Source organism: Streptomyces sp. MB09-01, assembly GCF_033794505.1.
Lineage (GTDB): Bacteria > Actinomycetota > Actinomycetes > Streptomycetales > Streptomycetaceae > Streptomyces.
Genome location: NZ_JARAYQ010000477.1, coordinates 1 through 2,912, shown reverse-complemented (window position 1 = coordinate 2,912; position 2,912 = coordinate 1). Strand labels below are relative to the sequence as shown.

The following is a 2,912-nucleotide window of genomic DNA, read 5'->3' as shown; positions in this document are numbered from 1 at the left end:
GTGCCGGGCGGGGGGGCGGCAGCACGCGTCATCGTGCCAGACCGGGGGCTCCACTTCTGTTCAGTTATTGGGCAGTTGGCGGCGGGCGCTGACCGGAAATGGTCGTCGCCCTGGTGGGGCGGGTGCGCCACCAGAGCTGTGCCGGAGCGGGGCTCAGCGTTCGAGGACCAGCGCGACGCCCTGCCCGACGCCGATGCACAGCGCCGCCATGCCCGTACCGGAACCGGCCGCCGCCAGCTGGTGGGCGACCGAGCCGGCCAGTCGGGCGCCCGAGGCGCCGAGCGGGTGGCCGATCGCGATGGCACCGCCGCGCGGGTTGACCACGGACGGGTCCAGCTCCGGCCAGGCCGCCAGGCAGCCCAACGCCTGGGCCGCGAAAGCCTCGTTGAGCTCGAGGACGGTGAGGTCGGACAGCCCGCGGCCGGCCTTGCCCAGGGCCCGCTGCACCGCGTCCACCGGGCCCAGTCCGAAGAGCTGGGGCTCGATCCCCGTGACGGCGGAGGCGCTGATCCGGGCGAGCGGCTCCCGGCCGGTGGCGGCCAGGCCCGCTTCGTCGGTCAACAGCAGGGCGGCGGCGCCGTCGTTGAGGGGCGATGCGTTGCCGGCCGTGACCGTGCCCCGGCCGTCCGTCCGGAAGGCAGGCTTCAGCCGGGCGAGCGCCTCGGGCGTGGAACCCTCCCGGATGCACTCGTCCCGTACCAGGTCCACCCCCTCGTACGGCACGACCTCGTCGTCGTACAGCCCGGCGGCCCAGGCGGCCGCGGCCTTGCGGTGGCTCTCCAGGGCGAAGGCGTCCTGCGCCTCGCGGGTGACGGCGTACTTGTCGGCGACGAGTTCGGCGCCCTCGCCGAGCGAGCCGGTCCACTCGGCGGGCATCCGCGGGTTGGTCATCCGCCAGCCGAGGGTGGTCGACCACATCTGCTGGTGTCCGGCGGGGAAGGCCCGTTCGGGCTTCTGGACCACCCAGGGGGCGCGGCTCATCGACTCGACGCCGCCCGCGATGGCCACGGAGGCGTCGCCCACCGCGATGGCGCGGGCGGCCTGGATCACGGCTTCGAGGCCGGACCCGCACAGCCGGTTGACAGTGACCCCGGGGACGCTCACCGGGAGGCCGGCCAGCAGGACGGCCATCCGGGCCACGTCGCGGTTGTCCTCGCCCGCGCCGTTGGCGTCGCCGAATACCACGTCGTCGATGCGCGCCGGATCGAGATCGGGGGTACGGTCCACCAGCGCGCGCACCACGTGCGCGGCCAGGTCGTCCGGACGGACGCCGGCGAGGGCTCCGCCGAACTTGCCGATCGGGGTGCGGACGGCGTCGACGACGTAGACGTCGCGGACGGTGCGGATGCTCATGGGGTCTCTCCTGGGCGGATCCGTACGGGCGGTGGCGCATCGGTGCCGTGTGGGCATCGATGCCGGTGTGGGCACGACGCCGGTGTGGGCATCGCGACACGCCGCCGGGCACGCCCGGTGGGGCGCGCCCGCAGTCTCCGTCCGCACGTCACCGCCTGTCAACGGCCCCCTGCGACGGTTCCCCGTCTCCGCCCCGCCCTGCGACCCGCCCGGCCGGGCCCGGCGGAGTTCCGTCAGGTCGACTCGCGGTGGACGGCCTCGGCCGCCATCAGGTCGTGCCGCTCGGTGATCTCCGACGGCTCGCGCACCGCGTGGTCCACCAGCGACGCCAAGTGGTCACCGGTCGGCATCTCGATCCGCACCGTGCTCAGCCGGGGCCGCAGCAGCCGCCCGATGAGCAGGTCGTCGGCTCCGATGACGGCGACGTCCTCGGGGATGCGCAGCCCCTCGTCCTGGAAGGCCCGCATCAGCAGCATCGCGTACTCGTCGTTGTACGCGAAGGCCGCGTCCAGCCCGAGGCCGCGCCAGCGGGCCGCGAGCGCCGCGGCCGATTCCTCGGAGTAGGCCATCGGGACGGGCTCGGCCCGCGCGCCCGCCGCATCCGCCACGGAGCGTGCGCCCGCCAGCCGGGGCGCGGAGAACAGTTCCAGCCCCTCCTCCTCGGGGACGACCACACCGATCCTCCGCCGGCCCCGCTCGACGAGATGGGCCGCGGCCCGGGCGCCGACCTCCTGCTGGTCCATGACCAGCGCGTGCGCCCCGGGCACGCCGACCGGGCCCATGGTGATGACCGCGCGGGCCCCGGCCCGCTTGAGGGTGGCGACGTTGTGCGCGGAGAGGGTGATCTCGCCGAGCGATATCACCGCCACCGGACGCAGCTCCGCCCACGCCCGCACGGCCTCGTCGCCGCTGAGGCCGAGGCTCCCGTACTGGACCACGGTGTAGTCGAGGCGGCGCAGCGCCCACTGCAGTTCGTTGAGGAAGGCACTGTAGAGCGGGCCGATCGGCACGCTCGGGGTGGGCAGCAGCACGATCCGGGTGTGCCCGGCGCGCAGGCTGCGGGCGGCCGCGTGCGGAACGTACCCCAGCTCCTCGGCGGCCTCCCGGACCTTGCGGCGGGTCGGCTCGCTGATGCGTACGGCTTCCGCGTTGTTCAGCACGTACGAGACCGTCGCGCGCGACACGCCCGCGAGGCGGGCCACGTCGGCGCTGGTCGGAACGGGGGGCGGCGGCGTGGTCGATCCGGAGGCCGGGGTCGGCGGCTTCGGCGATTTCGATGACTGAGACATTGCCGTGGCATCTTTCCAGACCGGTGGGGCCCAGGGGCTAGCGGATGGCCGGAAACGAGTGCTACACAGTGGTTACGCGAGTCATTGACACGTGTAACTGCATGCCACGCCTTCGTCGACGGACGTGACGACGGATGTGTCACCGCACGTGCCCCGGCACGTGGTCCGCCGTGCCGCCGCCCTGTCGCGCTCCGTCGCACCCCCGCCGTCGCGACAGGGCGGCGCGCACCCTCCGGTCCTACGCCCCGCTCTCCCCTCTCCCTCTCCGCC

Annotated in this window: 2 protein-coding genes; both read right to left on the bottom strand. The window is 74.2% G+C overall.

All coding sequences use genetic code 11. The features are described from left to right. Nucleotides 1-153 precede the first annotated feature (153 nt). The gene (locus PV721_RS42535; RefSeq protein ID WP_319734136.1) at nt 154-1,353 is read right to left on the bottom strand and encodes a thiolase family protein; all 1,200 of its coding nucleotides are present in this window, start codon (nt 1,351-1,353) and stop codon (nt 154-156) included. Nucleotides 1,354-1,586: 233 nt separating this feature from the next. Continuing rightward, nucleotides 1,587-2,642, bottom strand: coding sequence for a LacI family DNA-binding transcriptional regulator (locus tag PV721_RS42530; protein ID WP_319734134.1), 1,056 nt, complete (start codon nt 2,640-2,642; stop codon nt 1,587-1,589). Between the last annotated feature and the right edge of the window lie 270 nt (nt 2,643-2,912).